We start from the raw sequence: 23,474 nt of genomic DNA on the forward strand, positions 1-23,474 counted from the left end.
AATATCGAGGGGCCTGCAATGACTGGTTTTTTTTGGGGGGAAGCATCGTTTTCTAACGGCACCCCACGGTGAGGGACGGGCGATTCAACTCAGATCTATCTTTTTCTCACAAATCCTCTTGTGGAGGATACATTTTTTGGACGGCAGCCTTCCTTATTGACGACAACCAATAGGAAAGGACGGGCGATCCAACTCCTGCTATCTCTTTTTCGCAAATCCTTTTTGGTGAAAACAATGCTTATGGGCGACAAAACAAGAGACGAGCAATTCAGCTCTGCTTCATCTTTTTTTTACGGGCCCTCTTTTGGGAGTACATATCCCTGTCCGCGGTATTTATGAAGTCCTCGACCGTCTCCAGATTGTCGAGGGACGCGATCCCGACGCTTATTCCGATGTCCTCGATACTGTTGACAACCTCTTCGCTGATCCTGTTTGCCATATTCATCGCGTCCCCCTCCTTCGTGTGGGGAAGTATGACGGCGAATTCATCCCCGCCGAACCGGTAAGCGGTATCGACGCCGTTCCTTATAGATCTTCTCATTATCGAGCCAACACTCTTCAAGACACTGTCTCCGGCGAGGTGCCCGTAGGTATCGTTGTACTCCTTGAAGTCGTCGAGGTCGAAGAGCAATACCACGAGGGGATATAACATCCTCTTTGCACGAGTAATCTCGATCTCGAGGTTTTTATGAAAGTGACGTTGATTATAAAGGTTCGTCAGGCTGTCGGTTATGGAGAGCCTTCTCAAGGCATCCTCGGCTTTTTTTCGCTCGCTTATCTCCTTTTTGAGCTCGACGTTAACCTTCACAAGCTGTATGGTCCTCTCCTTGACACGGAGCTCAAGTTCGATCCGGGACTTTTTCAGCCTCTCCTCGGCGATCTTCCTGTCCGTAATGTCCTCGGCGTGGACGATAACGAGGTCCGGCGGGACATAGGAGTAGGTTGCGGACAGATATTTGGTCAGACCTATTGTCCTGAACTTGTAAAGGTACTCCCTCTTCACGGAGGCCTTGTTTTTAAAACATTTCCCTATATCCCTTAATATCTCGGGCTCGTCTTGAAGGAGCCTGCCGGCCCTTTTTCCCAAAAGCCCCGTGATCTCTTCCCCCGCGATCTTGGGGGCCGCGTCGTTGAAATCTATCAGGACGAAGTCGCCGTCTTCGCTTTTAAGGGTGAACGTGGGAATGGGGATATTCTTGTATTGCGCCCTCACTCTTTCCTCGGATTCGCGAAGCTTTTCCTGAAAGTGTTTTCTCTCAACGGCATATCGCAATGTCCGCGCCAGGATGGCGGGGACCATCTCCGTCTTGAAAATATAATCCTGGGCGCCCTCTGAAACCGCGCGATAAGCTAGGTCTTCGTCCTCGATCGAAGATATAATTACGATAGGGATGTCTGGGAAAAGGTCTTTGAGGTTCGTGAAGGTATCAAGGCCGCTTGAGTCGGGCAGGTTTAAATCGAGGAGGATCACATCGATCCTCTCTTTCGAGAGGCGATCGAAACCCTCCTTGAAGTCCCCCGCCAGAAAAAGCTTCAGAGAAAACAGTTTTACATCGGATATAACTTCCTCGACGAACTTGGCATATCCGGCATCATCTTCGATTAACAGGACGACAAGGGGACTTCCCACCATTTTGAATACTCCAGTTGTATTGAAGTTTATTCAAAGGGGATTACATGATCAAAAATCACAAGATCATCTCATTTATTCCGACGCAGGCAGGAATAAACAATCGATATAAAGGGCCTCCCTCCACCTTGGTTAAAGAAGACGGGGCTTCCTCCGATTTCATAATAATGAACTTGCGCTTATGAACTCAACAATGCTTTGGGCAATATCACTGTCTTTAGAGGAGAGTAAATCGTAAACAGCAGTCTGGAGTTGACGATCAAACCTTTAGAGGAGTACAGAAACAATATAAATGGAATAAAAAATGAGTTTAAAACGTCGACAACCCTTCTCGTTGACGGCCCAACTCAGTTGACGGCCCAATCCAGTTGACGGCCCAATCCAGTTGACGGCCCAACCCTTAAAAAGAGCGATGATCTTATAGCAATTATAGAAATTTACATAAAACTGTAAATAATGTCAAATGTTTTTTTATTAAAACAGAGTTTTTTCTTCAAATTTTATTTATATTATTAATAAAGATTTCAATAATTTATTTTATAGGAAAAGGGGGTATCGTGGCAGGCTCATCCTTATCTTTTTTTACGTTCAACTCGAATTCCTGTTTGCGATCAAGTCTTTCTCCGCGGCATTGATGATGTCCTCCGTAGACCTGTGACCCTCGATGGAGGCGGTGCCAAAGGCGACCCTGATATTCTTTATCCTCTTGGCTATTTTCACAATGACCCTCTCGGCAACCATCAATCCCTGTTCCTCGGTCGTACAGGGGAGGATAGTGGAAAACTCGCTCTGCCTGAGACGGTATGAGCTGTCCACGTCTTCCCTAACCGAGTGTTTTACTATGCTCCCGATCTCCCTGACAATCGTGTCCCCTTTAAGGGGGCCGTTCTTTTCAACGTACCGATCATAGTCATCGAACGAAAAAATAATAAGGGAGAGGGGATACGACATCCTCTTGGCCCTTTTTACCTCGTGCTTGAGATTCTTATGGAACTGCGTTTGATTCAACAGACCGGTCAGGCTGTCGACCATCGCGAGAGAGTCAAACTCATCCTTCATCTCCTTCCTGTAGCTTATGTCTCTGGCAACACCGTGGTTTCCGATTATCTCGTTGTCTTTGAAAATTGGTGACGAATTGATCTCGATTGTAGCGACAGACCCGTCCTTCTTCAATACTTCGAATTCGTATCCCTCGACGTCCTTTCCCTTCCAAACTCTGCTCAATATCTTCTGGGCCCTTTTCGCCTCCGATTCGGTCATCAACCTCTTAAAGGATTGACCGATTATCTCGCTCAGCTCGAATCCCGTTATCCTCTTGGCCGCCGGCGAAACGTAGGTGATCGTTCCATCCAAATCCATCTCGAATATGACATCAAAGCTCCTCTCGGCAATATTTTTAAAGCGTTTTTCGCTTGACCTGATCTTCTCCTCGGCTGTTTTCGATTCGGTAATGTCCCTGAAGCTCCAGACCCGGCCGCTGAACCTGCCGTTCCTTATGAGGGGGCAGGTATAGCGCTCGAAGATGCGGCCGTCCTTGAACTTGAGTATATCCCTCGATTCCTCCTTCGCACCGTACAATCCCTTCACCTTGGAGAGAAAGACCTTCGGCTCAACAAGCTGATCTAAAAAGTATTTCAGAAGCTCCTCGTCGTCCTTGGTTCTCAAGATTTTTTCGGGTATGTTCCAAAGCTCCGCGAAACGGGCGTTTGTGTGTGTCACTTCGCCGTTTTCATTTATAACGAATATTCCGTCGGCCGTGGATTCTATGGTGGCCTTTAACAACTCCTCATTATCCCGCAGTGCATCCTCCGCCCTCTCCTTTTCCTGTATTTCGCTCTGCAGCTGGATGTTCGCCATTGAAAGCTCTTCCGTGCGTTCCTGAACCATGATGTCAAGGCTGTCGTAGGCGTGTTTCAGATCCTCCAGCATCCGCTTCCTCTCCACGGCGTATCGTAATGCCCTGATTAAAAGAGACGGTTTTATCTCTCCCTTGTAAAGGTAATCCTGAGCGCTTTCCCGAACGGCGCTCAAGGCCACTTTCTCATTCTCCAGAGACGTGAGGACGACAATAGGAACGTCCGGCACCGAATCCTTCACCTCCAATAGCGTATTCAGCCCCTCGCTGTCGGGAAGGGTCATGTCCAGGAGGATCACGTCAAAGCTCTCTTTGGAGAGGACATCGAGTCCCTTCGTCAGGGTATCCGAGTGCTTCAGGGTAAAATCGCCGCCACCGGCTTCATCGATCATCTCCTTGATTATCTTGACGTATCCGAAATCGTCTTCGATGATAAGGATGGAAATTATCTCTTTGGCCATGATTCTATTCCCGCTATAAACAAGATCTACTATTTTATATATAAAAAAGTTTCGAATAACAAAACAAGATTATTGAATTGGGTAAGACCTGGATCTATCATTATCTAAATTGTAAATTCAAAATATTCAACCACCCTCTAGGAAACTTCAAACTATTGCATCTTTATAATCGGAGATATCCGCAACGGCGTTTATTCTCTCGAGTATCCTCTCCACCAGAATATCTGTTTCATCCATCTTTAACGTCAGCGCACCTTCCGGACATATTTCGACACAGCGGCCGCACCCCTTACACCCATCGCCCGGTACTGCCACCTCGTCTATGATTTTTATCTGATTTACAAAACAGGACTCCACACACTCACCGCACGCAGTACAAAGATCCGGATCGGAGACTACCGTGATTCCCGGAAGCTTTTTATATGCCCTGTCGAGATTTGGACCCCTCTTGGTCATATGGGTCCTGTAAAGGCAGCAGCAGTCATCACAAAAACATATAAACATAAGGCGGTTAAAGGGTAGTGCGTGAAACGCAACAGGGTCTATCCAAACGTGGGCTATGTTCGCAATTAGCCCGGCTTCGGCTGCCCTTTTGACATGTTTGATGCCCTCATCTATTTTTACAAATCTGCCGTGGCTGGGGTGTATCCTCCTTGCGGCAGGTCCCAGCGCTATACACCCTATATCCGCGGGATAATTTTCACACGAGCATTCTATCCGACAAATACACTCGTCGAGTATAAAAATATCGGAGGATTCGCGCAAGACAGCCTCGACGATCCGGGTTGGTAAAATCACGGTTTCCGGAAGCTTGGCCTCGACATTTATTGGGATCGAAGTGACTTCGTTATATGGATATGCGAAGAAGGGATTGATAATCCACTTAAATATCGGAAAGGAACTAAGCCTCTTTGCGGCAATTATCAGCGGCCAGGATAGTCTTACGGCAAACCTCACGAATCTCTTATTAGGCCCGTAATGAAAAATGTTGAGCATATTTTATCCTTCTCCTTCGTTCTATGTTCCCTAAGAAGTATGAGGATGGAACTTAGATGCAGAAATTAATCATCTATTCAGAACCGACAAATCCCCTTACCCTGCCGATTATCTCCTTAACCACGTATTCAACATCCTCGACCTTTGCCTCGATTGCGCCCTCGGGGCAGACCGCAATGCAAAGCCCGCAGGCCTTGCAGCGGTCGGGATCGCGAATTAGCTCACCCTCAACAATCGAGAGAGCCCCCATGAAGCACTCATCGGCACAGACGCCGCAGAGGACACAATTCTCCCGGTCCGTGATTATCTTCATCCCCTCAAGGGGAACGAGGGACTCGTGTATCTCTCTGGGGAGGTATCTCCCCGATTTCAAGATCGTGCAGCAACACCTGCAACAGAAACAGACCGTCAGAAACCTCCCCTTGAAGCTGATGCCGTAGAGGAGGTGGTCGATGGGCGCCCTCCCCACAAGGGGTATCAGTCGATTCTTCAGCGCCCTGTCGAGATGCGAGAGCGCCTCGCCGACGGAGACCTTTTTTGCGATGTTCGGATCTATATCCAGGACGCCTTCGCCCAAGAGAATGCAGCCCAAATCGACCGGGTGCTCCTTGCAGGCACGGTCGAGCCTGCAGGTGCAGTGATGAATTATCGCCCGACTCTTTGACCTCCTGATCAGCTCCGCGACGATCTCTCTGGGGAGGTATGTACTCTCCGCCCCGGAGACTCCCTCGTTGATCGGAATATAAGTCAGATTCTGCCTCTTCTTCGAGAAGAGGGGCAGCGAGATATACTTCAGCATAGCGCCCAATACGGGCCATCTATAGACACGGCCGGACATCCACGTGAGGGGCCATATAAAGGCGATGAAATTAAGCCACCATTTGGGTCTTTTCGACATAGCTCCAATCCGCCAAATCGATACCTACATGCTTCACTCTCCACCGGTTGAGGCCCGCCCCATCCGATAGGCCGCTTAAACCTTCCTGCCCGTTATTATCATCCTGCTCTCCATGAAGCCGAAATCACCCTCCCTCTCATGGAAGCCCTTGCCCATTTCAACCGACAATCCCCCAAAGCCTACGGACTCAAGGAGCTCCGATATCTCCTCTCTGCCGTAAAGCTTCTCTTGATACCTGCTGTCCCTTAATATCCCACCGCCTTTCGCGGTCACCAGCTCCCGTGAGTAGACCATCCCTTCCTCTATGTTCCTGGTCCTGGTTACTGTTACTGCGCTTTTTTTCCGGGGGCTCTTCGAGAAATCCGCCATGTGAACGGAGCGGGAACGGAAGTTCGCCACGATATAATCCCTGTCGACAATATCGAGCAGGATAGTCCCCCCCCTCCTCAAGACCCTTTCCGCCTCTTTAAGTATCTTCAAGTTCTCGTCGTCGTCCTGGAAGTAGCCGAAGGAGTTCCCCATAATTATAACCAGATCGAAGGAGCCATCCTTGATCCCTATATGCCTTGCGTCCCCCCTCAAGAAGCGCACCGCCTCGCCGCAGTCACCCTTTCCGTATTTTATCAGGTAATCGGAGTAGTCGTAAACAAGGGTGTTTTGAAATCCCCTCTGGTAAAGCTCCCAGGCGTGTCTCCCCTGACCGCCGCAGAGATCGAGGATGTCCCAGCCCTCCTCGGCCCCCGTAAACTCCAGGACGAAATCGATCTCACGGGCCGTCAACTCGTCCGACATCACGCTCCTGGCATCGGTCACGAGGTAAAGCTCGTCAAATATCGTCTTCCACCACTCCTTTTTCCTCTCTTCCCGCATCATCCTTCACCCCCGAGATTCCCGGATATTCTTTTTTGCCCCTTACATATTAATCTTACTTTTTTTACTACATAATATGCGCCCCGAACGAAAAAAGGCCGTCCGACGCGATAAGGGCGGGACTCCCCCCCCAGTACCCCATCAGCGACAGCTCTCTGGCCCCGTCGTCAAGGTGTATAAGATCCTTCAGCAGACCCTCCCTCCATTCCCGCTCCATGAGAACGGAGTCGTCCCAGAGGTTTTTCGCATATAGGGAGAGCGACTTTATCTGCCCTTCGGTCAACAGCCTCGGCCTAAGAGCCGTCTTGATCGGCCCCAACAGGTAGGTAAGCCCCATCGAGACCGCCGCCTCTCCCACCTCCTCCGCTATCGCTTTTACCCTCTCGTAGCCGATCGATACGATTTTACTGTTTATCTCATGGGCGGCCCCCGCCACATTCGTTTCATCCTTCAGGAGGGCCATCGCCTGCACCCCTCCGCCGGAACCTACATTCGTGGGGATATCGCCGAAGCGGGCGCAAAAGCCCACGAGACCCCCGTCGGTGATGAAGCAGCGGAAGTCGGTCTGGTATGCCTTCAGGGAAAGCTCGCCTTTCTCAACGTCAAGGTCCGGCAGCTCCTCCGACCAGAGCTTGGGATCGATGAAATCCTGAACGATGTACCCCCCCTTCTTGAGCGCAGTCTCTACGCTCTCCTCCCACAGCTTATCCCCCCCCTCCCTCTTTACTATCAGCGGCCCCACGAATATCCCCTTTCCGGAGAAGCCGTGCTCCGGCTTCAATATCACCCGCTCCGGATTTTTCGCCGTCCATGTAACAAGGTCCTCTATCCCCTCCCCTTTTGGCCCCGGGGTTGCCCGGTCGTAGAACCTCCTTGTCCAGGGGGTTCGCGACACGGTGGTCTTCGTGAGCTTATTAGAAAGCACGGTGGTCATATCCTCGAAGACCCCCTTGGCCCCCACCGGCTCCATCCCCCTCGGATTTACGAGGATACCTTGAGAGATCGCTTTCCTCAACGCCGTGAGGTCGTGTCTCTTCTCTATCTCCAACAGGACGTCGTTGTTGAAGTCCATGAATATTACCGTCGCCTCGCGGCCGTTGAGGGTCACCTTTCCCCCCGCCTCCACAAGCTCGTGGGGGGCGGCCATCTCCGAGGTCACGCCGGGGAAGGTGTTCAGGTACCTGACGAGGTTGTCGTTTTCGAGGACGTTTCCGATCGTCTCCTCCTCCGCCACCAGGACGACAAAGGCGTCGGCGGTTCCGAAGTTCCTCCTGTGGGCGGAGAGCAGCATCTGCGAGAAGCCGAAGACCGGCTTGAACATTGCGTGATCAAAGTCGATGGAGACGTCGATCTTGACCGCCTCGTTCATCCTCTTCCACGATAGCTTCCCCAGCTCCTGGCACATCCGCTGGTACTCCCAGCCGCCGGGGCTCCCGAGGTTCCACTCGGAGTGATATCCAAGAAAATCTTTCATTGCCCTCGACCTTCTTAATCTTGAGCCTTATCCATCTCCGCCCTCAGCCTGTCCTCTACATATCGAAAGGGTATCTCCCCGCCAAAGAGAACATTCCGGTGAAATCCCTTCGCCCCCAGACCCCCCATGCACATGTCTCCCAGCCTCAAAAACTCGTGTTTCCCAAGGGCGTATGTGAGCTGGTAGCCTGGCGTCATCGCAATCCGAAAGGCCTCTATCGCGGCCCTTGCCTTCGGCCTCCCCACGATCTCGAGGAGGGCCGAGGCCTCATCGATCGTCATCTCAAACCTGTTAAGGCCTATATCTATCAGGAGCCTGGCCCAGCGCCAGGCGTCCCTCCTCAAAAGCTGGAGAAAAAGCCCATTTTCATGCTCCGTTCCCCGAAGGTAGCCGGAGTCCAGAAGGAGGGTCTCGGAGTAGCAGGCCCACCCCTCGTAGAAGAGGGGGGATTCTATCCTCGACCTGATTTGGCTCTCAAGCGAAGTCCTGACGCCGTCGAGGAGGTGGTGGCCCGGGTAGGTCTCGTGGGCCGTCATGAAGATGAACTCCCTGTGAGATTTTCTCAGCTCGTCCACGTCGCCCTCCCCGCCCCCCGGAAGCGACGGTATGATGTAGAAAACGCCCTGTCTCTTTACACTATCTCCCCCGGTCGGCGGCGGGGCGGAATAGGCCGCGGCGCTCCTCACAGACCGGAGGTAGTGGGGAACCTCATCGATGGAAAGCCCCCCCGCCCAGCGGGTATCTATGACCCCCGATCTTTCGAGGTGCCCCCTTATCCTCTCGACCTCGTAGGAGTAGGTGCCGATAAGGTCATCGGGGAAAAAGTTCGGCGGGAAGTAAGACTCGTAGGCGTCACGCCATTCACCCTTCGATCCTCCCAGCGCCTCGAGGCGCTCAATCCCCTTCTTGAACTCCTCCCTGCCCATTTCCTCGATCTCGTCAAGATTCCTCTCCTCTCCGTAGCTCTCCCCCAAGACCCGGGAGATGTAGTCCGCGCCGGGGGAGAAACGCTTGCCGACCTTGATTCCGTCCAGGGCCTCCCCGTAATCTTTAAGGGCGTCTATAAGCCTCCCCGCTTCACGATCTACCCGGCCGTTCTCCTTACCGGTTCTCCCAAGGGCCTCGATTCCATCTATATACGGCCCCCCGATGAAATCGATACAGTCCCGTGTCATCTTCCTCGCCGCATCTACCGCAACCGCCGACGGCAGAGACCCCTCCGGCCTCCGCTTCGTATCGATCAGGCTTCTCGCAGCGTTCCCTATAAGGACCTGCCCCTCCGTCACTAGCCTTTCGGCCGTATCGAGGCCGTCTTCATCCTTGAACTTTTCGGCCAGGCTGCCGATTCTCGATAAGGACTCCATAAGGATCGTCAGGGAAAATGCGGGGTCTCTCAGCCAGACGGGGTAATCCTCCGGGGAGTCGGAAAGCTCCCTTACAGCGCCCGATATGCTCCCACAAAGGAGGGCCAGATCGACCTCTCCTTCGGCGTCGAGGTCTTCGCCTTTTATTTAAGACAGTCGGCCCAGATACCCCCTGAGCCTTGAGACAAACTCCCCGATCTCATCAGGGTCAAGGGATTCCATTAATCTTACCGGATCGCTCCCGTTAAGCGGGAGGTGCGGGAAGAAGTAGAACTCGTCGCTTGCGGAGATTGTCGGGAGAGTATCCGCGAGGTCTTTGAAGTACAGTTCCGCAACGGATCTGACCAATAACATTCCTTCGTCCGCCATACTCTGAACGGCTTCTCCCTCTTTAAGGGATGAAAAAGGTGTGTGCTTTTCCATGAAAAAAATTGTTCAATTGTACCATCACCCAGGTCATTAATTCAAGTTTTTTATTTTTTTGACCCGGCATTTCACCACTCCTTAAACTTATATTTTTATTCCCGCGACGAAAAGCATCATCATGTAAATATATTAACTCTAATTTGTTATATTGTTTTATAAATATTTGCGCAAGGCATCTATTCCTTCGTTCTCGACACAATTGAAAATAGAAAAAAACATTGCTGAACAGTCAGGGAATCCAGATGTCATTCCCAACTTGATTGGGAACCTATACCGTCATTCCCAGCTCGACTGGGAACCTACATCGTCATTCCTGCCCCTATTGGGAACTTATACCGTCATTCCCAACTCGATTGGGAATCCAGAAAGATATTAATATGGATTCCCGTTTTCACGGGAATGACAAAAGCCACTCGATGACCCATTCTTCTGGATTCCCGTTTTCAAGGGAATGACATATGCTTCAATGTCATGGCCGTTTAAAAAAACCTTCCTTAATTTCAGGGACGACGGGGCGGTAAAAAACATTTTTGCTCAAAACATCAGTCTCTCCTTGAATTATTCCACCTATGCAGTATAATGGAGCAGGAGTCTTTCAACGGCTATGAAATGTACGAGGATTGATACGGTGAAAGGAATAAAGGAAAAACTGAAGCGGCTCACGGACGGCATAAACAAATTAGATCCGGATTCGAGATACAGACTCAAGAGACTTTTTGCGGCGATCGTATCGGCAATCGTCCTGTTCAACTTCATCATAACAATTTTTTTAGTGATGGAGGTTACCTCGCTGCGCAAAAAGACGGCGGAGGCCCTTAAAAACGCCGATGACGTGATGGAGGCCCTCGCACTGAAGCAGATACTCTCCGAGCCGGGGTGGATAGACCCCACGTCAAAAGACGTGCAGTACATAGGATTCGGCCTCTTTGTAAACAATATCAAGACCGTGGCCTCGGACGGCGGTTTATTGGTATCGGGGATTATCGTAAACGGGACATCGGTCGACCACTACGACGCCAGATTCACGCTCCTTGTTGAAAAGGGGATGGAGGCCAATTTCAAAATTGACTCCATAAGATCCGGCTCGGGCGCCCCCTTTGCGGTAACGATAAAGAGAGGGGAAGAGACCGAAAACCCGGCGGCTCCTAAGATGGCGAGGCTGATATACAGGGGATCAATCATCAACTCGACCCGCGATTGATCCAAGGGTCGGGGGAATTTCTATTTTCTGACCGACGGGGAGTGGGGGAAAGATGAAAAACTCGGCTCCTCAATATCGAATTGCCGTTCTAAATCGAAAAAACCATTTTCTTGCCGACAGCCTCCCGCCCCCCACGACCCCTGCGATCCGTCCTCTCCCGTCGATTATGTAATCCCCGCCCATATGCCCCATATCGCCGCCGGTCTTGAAGATTCGCTTTACCCTTACGAGCGCCGCGATATAGCAAATGAGCGTTCCAGATACTTGCTCCATTTCCAACCGCGTATATATAATACGAAAACCCGATTCTTACCCATTAAAAAACGTTGACCATGAGCTTCCGAAATCCATGGGATCCAACGCCCATAAAAAAATGGAAGCACAAAGGACAAAAACGGCTTCCATTCAATTTCAACAATATCAATTATAATCTCAACTATAATACTATAATACGCCGATCAAATCGCCAGGCAGCCTTCGGCTCACGATAACGAAAAACCTACATATCAGACCCTTCCGCCCGACCTACCCGCCCCTCCGGGGATTCGTCCTCGCGCAGGGGGCATTTGTCTGGCATTTCCCGCACCCACCGGCAAAGTACCCGTGCCTCTCGGAATACACGCTCTCTATCTTTTCAATGATAAACGCCCTGCACTTCTCGTGGTCTTTCCCCTCTCTCGTGATGGCGCCCGCCGGACACCGCCTGATGCACACGTCGCAGGCCCCGTTTCCGTCGCCAAGGCAGTTGTCCATCAATCCCACGGCCCTCCTCAATGAGGCCGGAAGGTCGATGTCCGTTACCACGCTCCCGTAGCGCCCGGCGCACCCCTTCTCCGATATGAGGGAGTAGGAGAGGCAGAAGGTCCCCAGCCCGGCGATGAACGCCGTGTGCCGCTCCGACCAATTGCTCGTTATGAAAAATGTCTCGAATCCCTCCGCGACAACGGGGGCAACGGCCCTGTGCCCCGCCTCCTCGATCGCCCCAACGATGTGGCTCCTCAGAAGGTTGTTGAACTCCTCCCCCCAGTAGCGGGCCATATACCACTCGTCGGAGGGAAGCCCCTCTATTTCGTTGCTCTCCACTATCTCCCTTGAGAAGGGGAGGAAGTACGAGATCACGCCCTTCGCCCCTTCGAGCCACTCCCGGGGCGACCTGTGGTGAGGGCCGATGACCGACTTCTCCTTCAGCTCCTCGTACATGGGGTCGTTCCCGTCGGCGAAGGCTACCTGCGGCTCCTCGAATATCTTCAATCCGTCGCGCTCCGGGATTTGGTTGTTCGGATTCGACTTAACAAACCGCGTTATAAGGTCGACTATCTCCTCCCCCTTCAAAGCTCCCTCCGTCCCTTGAAATCTTGAAACACAATAGCCACCGACTCTTCCCAGAATTACCCGCTATTTCTTCCCCTTGACGATGATCAGGTCTTCGTAGCCCATCTCCTTCAGCACCTCGGGGAAGCGCTTGAAGGAGGGTCTTACCACCGGCAGGAGCTTCATCATCGCGGTGATCTTTCCCCCTTGCTTCACGTGGCCCTTGGTCACCGCGGCGACCGGGTTCTCGTGGCCGTGCCAGAAGCTGTGGGAGAAGTCCGCCGCCTGCTTCGACCAGACATCCTCCTTCACGTCGCACGGGCCGAGGTAGTACGTCCCGTAGGATCCCTTCTCCTTCGGGGGATTCTTGAGGTCGATGGTGACCTCGCAGTCCGGGTCGGTGTAGATGAACTTGATTATAATCCCCGATTTCGCCATCTTCGGGCCGATCTTGTCGTCGGTGAGTATCTGATTCAAAAAATACCCATAGATCTCATAGAGGTGATCGGCGTCCCTGTAATATTTTCCCATATAATTCCTCCTTGTTACGGGACGGCTTTGAAAACCGCCCTTCAAACCATATAGTAAATTCGCTTATAGATTTATCTTCGCAGATTACAAATCGCTCACAGTTTGCTCCGGCCTTAAAACCGCCGTCGGTTACTTCCCCTTCCTCTGGTCGAAGCGTCTTCCGAACAGCAGGCTCGCCATCGTGATCCTGAGCATCTGGACCGTCCCGCCGGCGACCCCCCACGCGCGAGCGTCCCTTGCCATTCTCTCCACCGGGAACTCGGCGCTGTAGCCGTAGCCTCCGAAGACCTGCATGGCGCTTCCGGTGACGTCGACCGCCATCTCGTTTGCGTAGCACTTCGCCATGGCGGACTCGTAAATCGAGGGAAACCCCCTCCCGGCGCTGGTGGCGGCCCTGTAGACCAGAAGCCTCGCCGCGTCGAGCTTCATGGCCATATCGACTATCATGAACTGCACCGCCTGGAACTCGCAGATCGGGCGCCCGAAGGCGGAGCGCTCCTGGGCGTAGGCCTTGGCGGCGTCCAGCGCCCCCCCGGCCGTCCCCAGGCACATGGCGGCGTTCCCGCACCTCTCCACGTCGAAGGTGGACATCAGGTTCTTAAACTCACCAGCCTTAACGATCAGGTTCTCCTTGGGGACCTTCACGTCCTCGAATATCAGGTCGCAGGAGGGCATCCCGCGAAGTCCCATGAATACCTCCTGCTTTCCGAAGGAGAAGCCGGGGGTGTCCTTCTCCACAAGAAGCCCCCCTATTCCCTTGTAGCCGGGGGTGTCGTCCACCCTGCAGTAAACCATGTAGTGGCTGGCGTGGCCGCCGCCGGTGATGAAGGTCTTCGTCCCGTTGAGGATATAGTGATCGCCGTCCGACATGGCCTTCGTGGTGAGGGAGGTGAGGTCGCTTCCCGCCTCCGGCTCCGTCATGCAGACGGATACCGAGTACTCTCCCTTGGCGACCTTCGGGATGATCGCCTTCTTCTGCTCTTCCGTGCCGAACATATCGACCACCCTCACAGGCCCCACGTTCGACTCGAATATAGGGGCGGCGATCATAGGGCTGAACTTGGCGAGCTCCTCGATTGCGAGGACCGTGTTTATCACAGGCTGGCCCCCGCCGCCGTTCTCTTCGGAGAGACTCATCCCCAAAAGCCCCAAGTCGGCGTACTTGGGAAGAAGCTCCCAGGGGAACTCCCCCGTCTCATCGACTTTTTTCGCCAGCTCCTTGAAGTTCTCCCGCTCCCCCATCGTCCTCAGGGTGTCTATCAGCATGTTCTGTTCGTCGCTGAAGTTGAAGTCCATATCTTCGGTTCTCCCTTAAATATTAGAATATTAGAAGTCGAAATCTACTCCATCAACCGGGTTATCTCCCGAATGTCGGAGACGGATTCGAGCTTTAGCGTCGCCTCGATCAATTTATCGAGGTCGGCCTCATTTCTCTCCGGGGCGAAGCGCTTGATCTTCGCCGCGAGGTCGTCCGCCTCCATAGGATCCCTCGGGTCCCCCTTCGGTATCTCCACCTGTTTCTTGATCACCTCGCCGCCCTTCAACGTAATCTCGACCCTGCTGGCGGTCTTCTCCGGATACATCTTGTTGATCTCGTCGTCGTAGTCGACCTTCACCTTCTTGGTGAAATCTATGAGCGACCTGTCGGCGAGGCGCTTCTCGGTGAGCTGTTCCGGCCCCAGGTCGTTGTCGGCGATGGTCACCGAGACGACGTATGGAATCGAGAACTGGGCGTTTACGATAGAGTCGTTCTCCTTAACCCCCTTCCCGACGGCTATCACTCCGATTCCGTAGGTGAAGACCTTGACCTCCTCAACATCTTTGGGGCCGAACTCCCTCTCGGCCTTCAGCTCCAGGGTCGCCTGGGCGGCGCCGTGGGTGTGCCGGCAGGCGGTGTACGGCTTGAAGTAGATATCCATTATGGTGTAGTGCTCCCCCAGCCGGTCGGTGATCCTCTCGTAGGCTGGGTCGAAGTCGGTGGTTATCTTGCAGAAGCCGCCGCCCAGCTGGGTGCCCTCGAAGACGCTCGGCATCCCGGTGATCCCCGCATACGACAGAAACGCAGCGGTTATCCCCGCGGAGGCCGCCTGCCCCCCCTGGACAATCTTTACGGTGTAGCCCCCCATGAGCTGCTCCGCCATCGAGACGGGGAGGATGTAGCCGGCGTTTCCGAGGGCGTTTGACATTTTTTCGGGGTCGAGTCCCATCAGCTTTGCCGCGGCGACGGCGGCGCCGAATGTGCCGGTCGTCCCGGTCGGGAGAAAGCCGGACAGCGTGTGCCTCGGGTGCATCGCCGCGGCGGGCCTGTCGGCCGCCTCGTAGCCGGCGACGATCGCCGTGATGACCTCCTTTCCGCCAACCTTCCTTTTTTCCGAGAGCCTCTCGGCCACGGCGAAGGCCGCGGGGATCACGGCGGTTCCGGGGTGGTTTCCGCCGAAACGGAGACCGTCCTGAGACTCGATCGCCTCCGCCGCCGTCCCGTTGATAAAGGCGGCGTTGTGAATCCCCGACTTGAACCTTAAGCCGACGCAGGTCGCCTCATTCGGCCCATTCAAGGACTTTATGTAGGACGCCACCCCCTTGACGGCGTCGAGCTTAAGCGACCCGTAGACGTTTGCGAGATAATCGAGAATGCAGAGCTTCGCCTTGTGGGCGACGTCATCCGGGATGTCGCCGTAGGTCAGCCTTGCGCAGAAATCGGAAAGGGCCTTTGAATACTCCATTTTATTACTCCAAGAAATATTAATTATTCCACACGTAATTATCCCACACGTAATTGTCCCACGCGAAATCCTACACGTAGCCCCTACCCTCGTATATCTTTATCATCCTGTTTGGATCGAGGATCTCCCTCAGGACGCGGATCTCGTCCGCTCTGGGGGGCTCCGTCTCGTGAACGTCGTCGGCGACCTTGAGATCCCACGGGGTGTTTTTTACCACCTCGTCCACGGAGCTGTCGGGATGATACGAGGCGAGGTAGGCCTCCTTTGTCTCCTCGTCGAACTTCAAGACCGCCTTATTGGTGATGAGGGCCCAGGGGCCGGTGCCCTTGGGCAGGCCCCACCTCTCCCTGGCGCCGGGCCCGTCTATGTAGCCCGGGGTGGTGACGAAGTCGACCTTTTCAGCCAACCTCCTCGTGTCGTGGAGGGCGATGATCAGAACCCTCTTGACGAGGGAGCCTATCGGGTTCGCCCCGCCGCTTCCGGGCAGGCGGCTCTTCGGATTGTAGTAGTCGCCTATCACGGTCGTGTTTATGTTTCCGAACTTGTCCACCTGGCTCCCTGAGAGAAATCCCACGTCCACCCAGCCCCGCTGTAAAAACATCCCCATGATCTCGACAAGCCCGCCTATCATGGCGGCCCCGGGGTTGAGGCAGGGGTCCCCAACAGAGAGGGCGGGGCGCCTGGGCACCGCGTCGTAGGAGCCCGCCTCCTGCATCATCACGGAGTTCGGGGCGTGGGTGTGCTTGGCGATGTTTGCGGCCATAGTGGGAAAGCCCGTTCCCACGATCACCCTGTCGCCATCCCTTATCTCCCTCGCCCCGCAGCAGGCCATAAGCTCCGGCTTTATATAGTCGTTAGGATGCTCCGACATCAAAGACCTCCCTCAAATTTCAAATCCTCTTATTCAGGAAAAGCCCCCATCAAAGGGAGCCGTTGATATTAATACTCGTAGCTGACCGGCGGGCTGAAGCTGAAGCGCGCCTTGAGATTCTCGAACTGCCTGTAGCCGAATTTCTCAATGTAGTGCTGAGTGTACTCCGTCCTGTCGGCTACGCCGAAAACCCACTCGTTGAGAAACTCCTGGAAGCCCTCCACTGTGTTGGACGCCTTCTGGTAGAGGGAGCCGAAGATAAAATCTACGTCGTAGAATCCCGCGGCGTAACCGGGGTGCGCCCCGAACGGCTCCTCCACCACGGCAACCACCTTGAAGTCCGGGACTATCGTCCTTGAGGGATCGAGGCCGATAACGTCTCTCGATACAATCCTCTCGCAGCTCACTATCACCTTCTCGGAGGCGTTGGCGCCCCAGCGGCAGTCGCCGCCGATCCCCCACATCTGGGCGTTGCCGTTCTCGTCCGCCTGCTGGACGTGGATTATCCCCACGTCCGGCTTAAGCGCCGGCACGAGCAAGGTGGGGCTTCCGTCGAAGGGGGAGTCGATCATCTTGTATTTGTTATCCCCCATAAACGACTTGATATTCAAAAGATCTGTCCCCAGCATGTCCTTGACCGGCACGAAGGGCATACCCAAGGCGCCCGCCATCAGCATCATGGGAAGCGAGAGGTTCGAGTACTCCTCAAGCTCTATCTTGTGGGGGATCCCCTTCTCGATCGACCTCCTGTAGCAGCGGGCGAGGCCGTAGAGCCCCAGAGAGAGGAAGGTCGCTATGAAGCGCTTTACGCACCCGGCCCCGATCAGCATGTCGAAGCCGTCGGCGGCGTTCGACCTCGTTACGGTGAGATCCTTCTTCTTCTGCCTTATTATCTCGTGTATCGCCGAAAAGGGCGGCCTCGCGATATACCCGCCTATATAGAGGAACGAGCCGTCGCTGACGTTTTTCTCGATCGCCTCCTTCATCGACATGACCTTGCTCATCTATCCCCTCCGTTAGAGCTTATGTTCGGTTTTAAATCTAAAAATTTATACTATCTGAAGCGATGGGCAGGATTACCGCCTACGCTTCGATCCGCAAAAAGACCTATCCCCCTGCTCCTCCACTGCTGAAAAACATGCCGTCTCCCCGGCACCCCCCACTCTCGCTACAGCTCGTACTCCGTCCTGCTGATGATCTCGTCTTGGGCGGTGTCGGAAAGCCCTGTGAAGAGCACCGAGTAGCCGCTGACCCTGACGGTGAGGTCCCGGTATTGTTCGGGATGCTCCTGGGCCGCCCTCAGAACCTTGCTGTCCTGAACATTGAACTGCACCTGAAGCCCCCCCTTGTCAAAGTAGGTCCTGATGTACGCCATTACGTTTTCGATCTTTACCTTCTTTCCGGGAAAACGGATGTTGAGGTTCGCCCCGTTGTAGAGCCTCTTCAGCGGAAGCTTCGTCACCGAGTTCACGACCGTCGTTGGACCGTCAAGGGCGTTTCCGGTGGTCGGGGTGAGGCCGTTTCCCAGGACGTTTCCGGCGCAGCGGCCGTCGGTGGTGGCGGCGGTGAAGTAGCCGAAGGCGACGTGAAATCCGACCGAGAAAATCCCCGGCCAGAAGGCGCCCCCCCTGAAGTTCTTGTACTTGGCCAGCTCGTCGCAGTAGTGGTTCAAGACCCTTACCGCCATCTGGTCGACCTCGTCGATGTCGTTTCCGTACTTCGGGATCTTGTTGAGGAAATAGGACTGCTTATCCTCGGCGTCCATCCAGTCCTCCTCCAGCCACTCGAAGAGCTCCTCCATCGTCACGGCCTTGTCCTCGAATACCGCCTTCTTGATGCCGTAGAGGCCGTCCGCCACGTTGGCAAAGCCGATAAACTGAACTCCGGTGGAGTTATAGAGGGCCCCACCCTTGGTCGCATCGGTACCCTTTTCAAGAGTCCCCTCGATCATCGCGGAGGCGAAGGGTGATGGGACGAGCTCGGCTATCGACTTGTCGAGGCAGTCCATCCCCTTGACGATCTGCTTTATGAAGTGGGAGACCTGCGTCGTGTAGGCGTTCCAAACGTCGTCGAAAGACTTGAAGGCCTCCGGCCCCCCCGTCTCGAGACCGGACTGGAGACCGAAGGTGTTGTCCACGCCGTTTGACAGCGCAAGCTCCAGGCACTTTATACCGTTGAACTGGACGGCAAACGTCGAGCCGAATGTCTTACCCTGGGCGTTCGGCTCCAGGCACCCTACGACGCCGTAATCCCGGGCGTCCTCCAAGGTGTGGCCGGCTTCCATTAGAGACTCGACTATCGCCTCGTCGTTGAAGAAGTGCATCAAGACACCGTCCCTGGCGTACTCCACGGCCTTCTTAAAGAAGTCTTCCGGGGTGTCTTTGTTAATTCTCACCCCGAAGTTCGGCTGCACGGTGTTTATGTCGGCGAAGGCATCAAGGGCGATGTAGGAGAGCTCGGTCGTCTGATCCTTGCCGTCTGTTCCAATCCCCCCCACGACGACGTTCTGGGTGGTCTTCCCCTCCGTCCCCTCGCCGCCTGGGATGAACGCCTCCTCGAGGACGTTCCATATCTCGTTTGTCTTGAGAAACATTAGGCTTGTCAGCTCCCTCGCCTCGTCCCTGGTTATCGCGCCCTTGGCCACGTCCGCCTCGTAGTAGGGGTTCAGTATCTCGTCTATCCTTCCCAACGAGATCGAGTTTCCCCCCGACTCTATCTGGGAGAGCAGATGGATGAAATAGACGCTCTGTACCGCCTCGTGGAAGGTCTCGGCCGGGTGCTCCGGGACCTTCGAGCAGACCGCCGATATCTTTTTCAGCTCCTCTTTTCTGGCAGGATCGGTCTCGGCGTCGGCCATCTCGGCGGCCTTTTTCGCGTACCTGTTGGCAAAGCGGACCGCCGCCTCGAGGGAGCGTATGGCCGCGTCGTAGAAGAGGCCCTTTTCGCCCGCTTTTTCCTTCTCCGGCAGTTTATCCTTGAGCGCCCTCGCCTCATCTACCATCCCCTTTAATCCAACCTTCAACACCTTCGTGTGATCCATCGTGAAGTGGCCGATGCCGTAGGTTATCTCGAGCATCATGGTGAAGATATATTTATCCATATCCTCCACCACGTCCGGGGGGAGGAGCTCTTCGAGGCGGTACTCGACGCTCTTCCCCTCCCAGAAGGGGAGGATCTCCTCGGCGAGCTCCCTCTTCTCCGCCTCGGTGATCAGCGCCTTCTGCAGAATCCTCTTTTCGAAGGTATCCAGGTCGCCCTTGATCCAGATCGACTTGTTTTCGGGGAAGAGGGGGGCGCCCTTCTTCTTCTCCGTCCTCGTCCCTACGATAAGCTCGTCGTCGTAGATAACCACGCTTACGTTGTCGAGGATCTCGGCAAACGCGGTGCTGAGCCTCGTCAGCGGGTCCTTGTCCCAGTTCTTCTCCATAGCCCTCGTGAAATAGCGCGCCCGCTCCACGCTCACCTCTTGGGGGGCGTTGATGATCTCCCACTTGAGGCGCTCGACCCGGCTGTCCCCCATCATCTTATCTGCGGTCTTGTTCACTGCCATTTCTATTCTCCTTTAATACTACCAATAACATATATCGCTAATAGTTACTAATAGTATAATATGAGCTCTCAATTTTTACAAGGTGAATTTTTCCTAAATACCATCGTGTCGAATCTTTAAACCTTGTCGTACTCCTACCGTTGCCGATAAAAAACCGTCTTCCCCTGCCATTCTGCATTCATTCAAGTCATATATATCAACAAGCTTGCTGTGGCTTCGCGCCCATCCCAAAACCAAAAAACCGGTCTATTTCCTGATGTCCATTATTGTCAGCACCAGAAAATCCCTGAACCAGCGGGGGGACATCTTGTTGAGCCAGTAGAAGACCTTGCTCTGGAACTCGATCTGGTTGAAGAGCTTCGGCTTCTTCTTCTCGACGACCTTGACTATCACCTTCGCCGCAAACTCGGGCGTAGGCGCGTCCTTGATCATCTCGTTGTCCTTGTCTATGAACTTCTTGACCCTCTCCCTGTAGGGGGAGTCCTTCGGCGGGAGCTTGTGTATCTTTGCGGCAAAGGACGTGGAGACCTGGGCCGGTGATATTACCGCGAACTTTATCCCGAAGGGATCGAGCTCGTATTTCAGGGCCTGTATCCACCCCTCGAGCCCGAACTTCGAGGCGGTGTAGATCGATTCGAACGGAAATGGAACCTGCCCCACGATGGAGGACATGGCGATAAGCTTCCCCTCTTTTCGCTCCCTCATGTGGGGGATGAACGCCTGGAAGATCGCCATGGCGCCGATCACGTTAATCTCGAGGCACTTGAGCGCCTTTTCGAGGTCGATTTCCTCGAAGGGGCCGAAGAAGCCTATCCCCACGTTCGAAAGCACCGTGTCGATCTTTTCGTACTTCTTCAAGACCTCGTCCCTGAACTTCAGGATTCCCTTCCTGTTGGTGATGTCGAGGGCGACCAGGTGATGCTTCGCATTCCCCCCCGATACCTTATCAAGCTCCTTCTTCAGCGACTCTATACCGTTTGCGTCCACGTCAAACCCGGCGATGCTGTTTCCCTTCTCGGCAAGCATCTTCGCCACGTGACGGCCCATGCCGTCAGCCAGTCCCGTAATTACTATTACCTGACTCATAACTGCTCCTTTTATAAAGTCTATTTATTATTCTCTCTTTGCTGTTTCGTCCTCACACCCGTCCATATTCCCGCTTTCGCGGGAATGACATTCATTGCACCCCCTGCTTGACTGGGAATTATTCTGTCATTCCCAACTTGATTGGGAATCCAGTAAAATATCAACAACTCACCGCACACGGCCCGCCCCTCTGGATTCCCGCTTTCGCGGGAATGACACATAATTTACTGGATTTCCGCTTCCCAGGCAGATAACATCCATTATCGCATCTCCAGCTTCCCCTCCGCAAACAGCTTCGCGATCTCCGCCATCGATTTCACAAAATCGGGATACCTGTATTTGAAGCCGTTTTTGATAAGCTTGGTGTTGTCCACGATGTAGTCGTCGTAGAGGAACTTCGTGGCGTCGTACTCGAGGTCGGGTACCTTCCTCTTCATCCCGGATATAAAGCCGTCCACCTTCGCCGCGGCCTTGACGACACCCAAGGGGAGGTGGAGCTTCGGGGGCTTCTTCCCGAAGGCGAGGGCGGCCTCAATCAGCGCCTCCTCAAGGGTGGGGTACGAGCCGTCGCCGATGTTGTAAACCTCCCCCGGCTTTACGTCGAGCTTTGAGGCGTGATCGACGGCGGCGGCCACGTCCTCGGCGCGGACGTTGGAGAGGAGTACTTTCCCCTTTCCCGGAATCGCCGAGATGTCGGTCGGTCTCGAAAAGGCTTTTCCCGCCCCGTCGGTGCAGCGGGGGCCGTAAACGGTGCAGGGCCTCAACAACACCGCGTTCAGCCCCTTTTCGATCTTCTTGAACAGGACGTCCTCGCCGTCCCGCTTGCTCCGGCCGTAGTCGGTGTTCGGCTCCCTCGGGCCGTCCTCTTTAAAAGGGGTGCCCTTGTATAGGCCGTACACGCTGGTCGAGGTCACGTGGACGAAGCGCTTTACCCCCTTCTTCATGGCAAGGTCGGTTATGAGATCGACCCCCACGACGTTTGTGGGGCGGAGCTTTTCGTACGGCGTGGAGAAGTTGCATATCGCCCCCAGGTGCATGACCCTGTCCACGTTCCCGACGAACAGGGGGGGAAGGGTCTCCGGCTTGGTGAGGTCCGCGGCGACGTACTCGACCCCGAGCTTCGTAAAAAACGAGAGGTCTTTTCTGGGGCGGGCGGTGGCCCTTACCTTCACGCCCGCCTTCGCGAGATGTTCCACCACGTGGCTCCCCATGAATCCCGCCGCCCCGGTCACCAGTGTTATTCCGCTGAATTTCAATTTATACCCCCGATATTTTTTTCAGATATATGTTTTTATAAAATAGAACCTTCCTGCAGCCGTCCCGTCAAGCCGTTGCGCCAAACATTCCCGGAAATCCCATAATCCTCCCGACCCAGTCAAATCTCTTCGTCAACGGCCCAGCTGTCCCGCCGCCTTGGCGAGATCATCCTCGATGCTCTTTTTTATCTCCCTCCTTGCGTGATAAAGCCAGTCCAGCACCATCTCGTTGAAATTCAATCCGAGCTCCGCAACGAGGCGTACGTAGATATCGTAATCCTCCCACCTGACCACGTTTTTCTTCCGCTCCTCGTACTGTATCTTGTAGTTCTCTATCTGCTCGTCGATAAGCCCGAGAGAGGCTTTCTTATCGCCGAAGCCGAAGAATATAAATCTCAAGAGAAACTGGTCCCTGATGAGCATCCCCCTCTCCGGCGGTGAGAAAAGCCACTCCGTGAAGGCCTCCCGCCCCTCTTTCGTCAGGGCGTAGAGCTTCCTGTCCGGGGCTCCCTCCTGGGGGATATCCTTTTTGGTTACCAGCCCCTCCTCCTCCATCTTTTTCAGGTTGGGATAGATCTGCCCGTAATTTATTGACCACATGTTGCCGAAGTTTCTCTCGATATGCGCTTTGATGCGGTATCCGTGCATATCCTTGTAGTGAAGGAGTCCGAGGATGGCGTATTTTATTGACATTTTGTTTCCTCAAAACGGATTTGGTAGTAGCAAAAAAAAAATCGTTCCATTCATGGGTGGGCCTGCTATGAATAAAGTATATATATATTTTGTATATAGTTGTCAAGAAAAAAATTGGGGGGATTGTTTTTTATTGAGCTGTGAATAGACTGGCTGAATAATGAGCCGTTGGACAATGGGCCGCTGGACAAGGGGCCGATAGACAAGGGGCTTAAGCCCATTGTATGTCCATTGTCTAAAAAAAGGGGGGCAAATTTTGCCCCCCTAATGCTTATCCC

Annotated in this window: 21 protein-coding genes; 1 reads left to right on the forward strand and 20 read right to left on the reverse strand. The window is 53.9% G+C overall.

Going from position 1 to position 23,474, the window contains the following annotated elements:
* Positions 1-268 precede the first annotated feature (268 nt).
* The 8 genes from JW984_06000 to JW984_06035 all read right to left on the reverse strand — a co-directional run bounded on the left by JW984_06000 (position 269) and on the right by JW984_06035 (position 9,917).
* Complete coding sequence (locus tag JW984_06000) at positions 269-1,633, reverse strand: diguanylate cyclase (GenBank protein MBN1572736.1); 1,365 nt, start codon at positions 1,631-1,633, stop codon at positions 269-271.
* A gap of 585 nt (positions 1,634-2,218) precedes the next feature.
* On the reverse strand, positions 2,219-3,946 hold the full coding sequence (locus JW984_06005) for a PAS domain S-box protein (protein MBN1572737.1): 1,728 nt from the start codon (positions 3,944-3,946) through the stop codon (positions 2,219-2,221).
* A gap of 147 nt (positions 3,947-4,093) precedes the next feature.
* Positions 4,094-4,942 (reverse strand): 4Fe-4S binding protein, encoded by an 849-nt coding sequence (locus JW984_06010; protein ID MBN1572738.1) that lies wholly within the window; start codon positions 4,940-4,942, stop codon positions 4,094-4,096.
* Positions 4,943-5,015: 73 nt separating this feature from the next.
* Entirely contained in the window at positions 5,016-5,840 is an 825-nt protein-coding gene (locus JW984_06015) for a 4Fe-4S binding protein (GenBank protein MBN1572739.1), read from the reverse strand.
* A gap of 75 nt (positions 5,841-5,915) precedes the next feature.
* Positions 5,916-6,713 (reverse strand): class I SAM-dependent methyltransferase, encoded by a 798-nt coding sequence (locus JW984_06020; protein ID MBN1572740.1) that lies wholly within the window; start codon positions 6,711-6,713, stop codon positions 5,916-5,918.
* Positions 6,714-6,777: 64 nt separating this feature from the next.
* Positions 6,778-8,184 (reverse strand): hypothetical protein, encoded by a 1,407-nt coding sequence (locus JW984_06025; protein ID MBN1572741.1) that lies wholly within the window; start codon positions 8,182-8,184, stop codon positions 6,778-6,780.
* 14 nt (positions 8,185-8,198) lie between these two features.
* Positions 8,199-9,548, reverse strand: coding sequence for a DUF885 family protein (locus JW984_06030; protein MBN1572742.1), 1,350 nt, complete (start codon positions 9,546-9,548; stop codon positions 8,199-8,201).
* A gap of 147 nt (positions 9,549-9,695) precedes the next feature.
* Complete coding sequence (locus JW984_06035) at positions 9,696-9,917, reverse strand: hypothetical protein (GenBank protein ID MBN1572743.1); 222 nt, start codon at positions 9,915-9,917, stop codon at positions 9,696-9,698.
* A gap of 661 nt (positions 9,918-10,578) precedes the next feature.
* Between JW984_06035 and JW984_06040 the strand changes: the two genes are divergently transcribed.
* Positions 10,579-11,175, forward strand: coding sequence for a hypothetical protein (locus JW984_06040; protein ID MBN1572744.1), 597 nt, complete (start codon positions 10,579-10,581; stop codon positions 11,173-11,175).
* A gap of 69 nt (positions 11,176-11,244) precedes the next feature.
* Here JW984_06040 and JW984_06045 read toward each other — a convergent pair whose 3' ends face one another.
* From JW984_06045 to JW984_06100, 12 genes are all read right to left on the reverse strand, one after another.
* Positions 11,245-11,448, reverse strand: coding sequence for a hypothetical protein (locus tag JW984_06045; GenBank protein ID MBN1572745.1), 204 nt, complete (start codon positions 11,446-11,448; stop codon positions 11,245-11,247).
* A 252-nt stretch (positions 11,449-11,700) separates the two neighbouring features.
* On the reverse strand, positions 11,701-12,507 hold the full coding sequence (locus JW984_06050) for an epoxyqueuosine reductase (GenBank protein MBN1572746.1): 807 nt from the start codon (positions 12,505-12,507) through the stop codon (positions 11,701-11,703).
* A 63-nt stretch (positions 12,508-12,570) separates the two neighbouring features.
* On the reverse strand, positions 12,571-13,017 hold the full coding sequence (locus JW984_06055) for a hypothetical protein (protein MBN1572747.1): 447 nt from the start codon (positions 13,015-13,017) through the stop codon (positions 12,571-12,573).
* Positions 13,018-13,146: 129 nt separating this feature from the next.
* Positions 13,147-14,313, reverse strand: coding sequence for an acyl-CoA dehydrogenase family protein (locus JW984_06060; GenBank protein ID MBN1572748.1), 1,167 nt, complete (start codon positions 14,311-14,313; stop codon positions 13,147-13,149).
* Between the two features lie 44 nt (positions 14,314-14,357).
* Positions 14,358-15,740, reverse strand: coding sequence for an MmgE/PrpD family protein (locus JW984_06065; GenBank protein MBN1572749.1), 1,383 nt, complete (start codon positions 15,738-15,740; stop codon positions 14,358-14,360).
* A gap of 70 nt (positions 15,741-15,810) precedes the next feature.
* Positions 15,811-16,611 (reverse strand): CoA-transferase subunit beta, encoded by an 801-nt coding sequence (locus tag JW984_06070; GenBank protein ID MBN1572750.1) that lies wholly within the window; start codon positions 16,609-16,611, stop codon positions 15,811-15,813.
* 68 nt (positions 16,612-16,679) lie between these two features.
* Complete coding sequence (locus JW984_06075; protein MBN1572751.1) at positions 16,680-17,615, reverse strand: CoA transferase subunit A; 936 nt, start codon at positions 17,613-17,615, stop codon at positions 16,680-16,682.
* 164 nt (positions 17,616-17,779) lie between these two features.
* A complete protein-coding gene (locus JW984_06080; protein MBN1572752.1) occupies positions 17,780-20,161 on the reverse strand; it encodes a formate C-acetyltransferase/glycerol dehydratase family glycyl radical enzyme in 2,382 nt (793 codons plus the stop codon).
* Between the two features lie 246 nt (positions 20,162-20,407).
* Positions 20,408-21,247 carry an SDR family NAD(P)-dependent oxidoreductase gene (locus JW984_06085; protein MBN1572753.1) on the reverse strand — a complete coding sequence of 280 codons (840 nt, stop codon included), beginning with the start codon at positions 21,245-21,247 and terminating at the stop codon, positions 20,408-20,410.
* Positions 21,248-21,507: 260 nt separating this feature from the next.
* The gene (locus JW984_06090; GenBank protein ID MBN1572754.1) at positions 21,508-22,503 is read right to left on the reverse strand and encodes an NAD-dependent epimerase/dehydratase family protein; all 996 of its coding nucleotides are present in this window, start codon (positions 22,501-22,503) and stop codon (positions 21,508-21,510) included.
* 132 nt (positions 22,504-22,635) lie between these two features.
* Positions 22,636-23,196 (reverse strand): helix-turn-helix transcriptional regulator, encoded by a 561-nt coding sequence (locus JW984_06095; GenBank protein ID MBN1572755.1) that lies wholly within the window; start codon positions 23,194-23,196, stop codon positions 22,636-22,638.
* 65 nt (positions 23,197-23,261) lie between these two features.
* Positions 23,262-23,474: hypothetical protein (locus tag JW984_06100; GenBank protein MBN1572756.1), on the reverse strand; the 213-nt coding region annotated here is incomplete at its 5' end.

Origin of the sequence: Candidatus Zymogenus saltonus (genome assembly GCA_016929395.1) — a bacterium.
GTDB lineage: Bacteria > Desulfobacterota > Zymogenia > Zymogenales > Zymogenaceae > Zymogenus > Zymogenus saltonus.

What these genes read in the sequence shown, in the direction of transcription:
- JW984_06080 (MBN1572752.1), bottom strand. Translation starts at nt 20,161, where the DNA reads ATGGCAGTGAACAAGACCGCAGATAAGATGATGGGGGACAGCCGGGTC.
- JW984_06095 (MBN1572755.1), bottom strand. Translation starts at nt 23,196, where the DNA reads ATGTCAATAAAATACGCCATCCTCGGACTCCTTCACTACAAGGATATG.
- JW984_06015 (MBN1572739.1), bottom strand. Translation starts at nt 5,840, where the DNA reads ATGTCGAAAAGACCCAAATGGTGGCTTAATTTCATCGCCTTTATATGG.
- JW984_06035 (MBN1572743.1), bottom strand. Translation starts at nt 9,917, where the DNA reads ATGGCGGACGAAGGAATGTTATTGGTCAGATCCGTTGCGGAACTGTAC.
- JW984_06085 (MBN1572753.1), bottom strand. Translation starts at nt 21,247, where the DNA reads ATGAGTCAGGTAATAGTAATTACGGGACTGGCTGACGGCATGGGCCGT.
- JW984_06075 (MBN1572751.1), bottom strand. Translation starts at nt 17,615, where the DNA reads ATGAGCAAGGTCATGTCGATGAAGGAGGCGATCGAGAAAAACGTCAGC.
- JW984_06065 (MBN1572749.1), bottom strand. Translation starts at nt 15,740, where the DNA reads ATGGAGTATTCAAAGGCCCTTTCCGATTTCTGCGCAAGGCTGACCTAC.
- JW984_06005 (MBN1572737.1), bottom strand. Translation starts at nt 3,946, where the DNA reads ATGGCCAAAGAGATAATTTCCATCCTTATCATCGAAGACGATTTCGGA.
- JW984_06030 (MBN1572742.1), bottom strand. Translation starts at nt 9,548, where the DNA reads ATGGAGTCCTTATCGAGAATCGGCAGCCTGGCCGAAAAGTTCAAGGAT.
- JW984_06070 (MBN1572750.1), bottom strand. Translation starts at nt 16,611, where the DNA reads ATGTCGGAGCATCCTAACGACTATATAAAGCCGGAGCTTATGGCCTGC.
- JW984_06060 (MBN1572748.1), bottom strand. Translation starts at nt 14,313, where the DNA reads ATGGACTTCAACTTCAGCGACGAACAGAACATGCTGATAGACACCCTG.
- JW984_06045 (MBN1572745.1), bottom strand. Translation starts at nt 11,448, where the DNA reads ATGGAGCAAGTATCTGGAACGCTCATTTGCTATATCGCGGCGCTCGTA.
- JW984_06055 (MBN1572747.1), bottom strand. Translation starts at nt 13,017, where the DNA reads ATGGGAAAATATTACAGGGACGCCGATCACCTCTATGAGATCTATGGG.
- JW984_06020 (MBN1572740.1), bottom strand. Translation starts at nt 6,713, where the DNA reads ATGATGCGGGAAGAGAGGAAAAAGGAGTGGTGGAAGACGATATTTGAC.
- JW984_06000 (MBN1572736.1), bottom strand. Translation starts at nt 1,633, where the DNA reads ATGGTGGGAAGTCCCCTTGTCGTCCTGTTAATCGAAGATGATGCCGGA.
- JW984_06025 (MBN1572741.1), bottom strand. Translation starts at nt 8,184, where the DNA reads ATGAAAGATTTTCTTGGATATCACTCCGAGTGGAACCTCGGGAGCCCC.
- JW984_06010 (MBN1572738.1), bottom strand. Translation starts at nt 4,942, where the DNA reads ATGCTCAACATTTTTCATTACGGGCCTAATAAGAGATTCGTGAGGTTT.
- JW984_06040 (MBN1572744.1), top strand. Translation starts at nt 10,579, where the DNA reads ATGAAATGTACGAGGATTGATACGGTGAAAGGAATAAAGGAAAAACTG.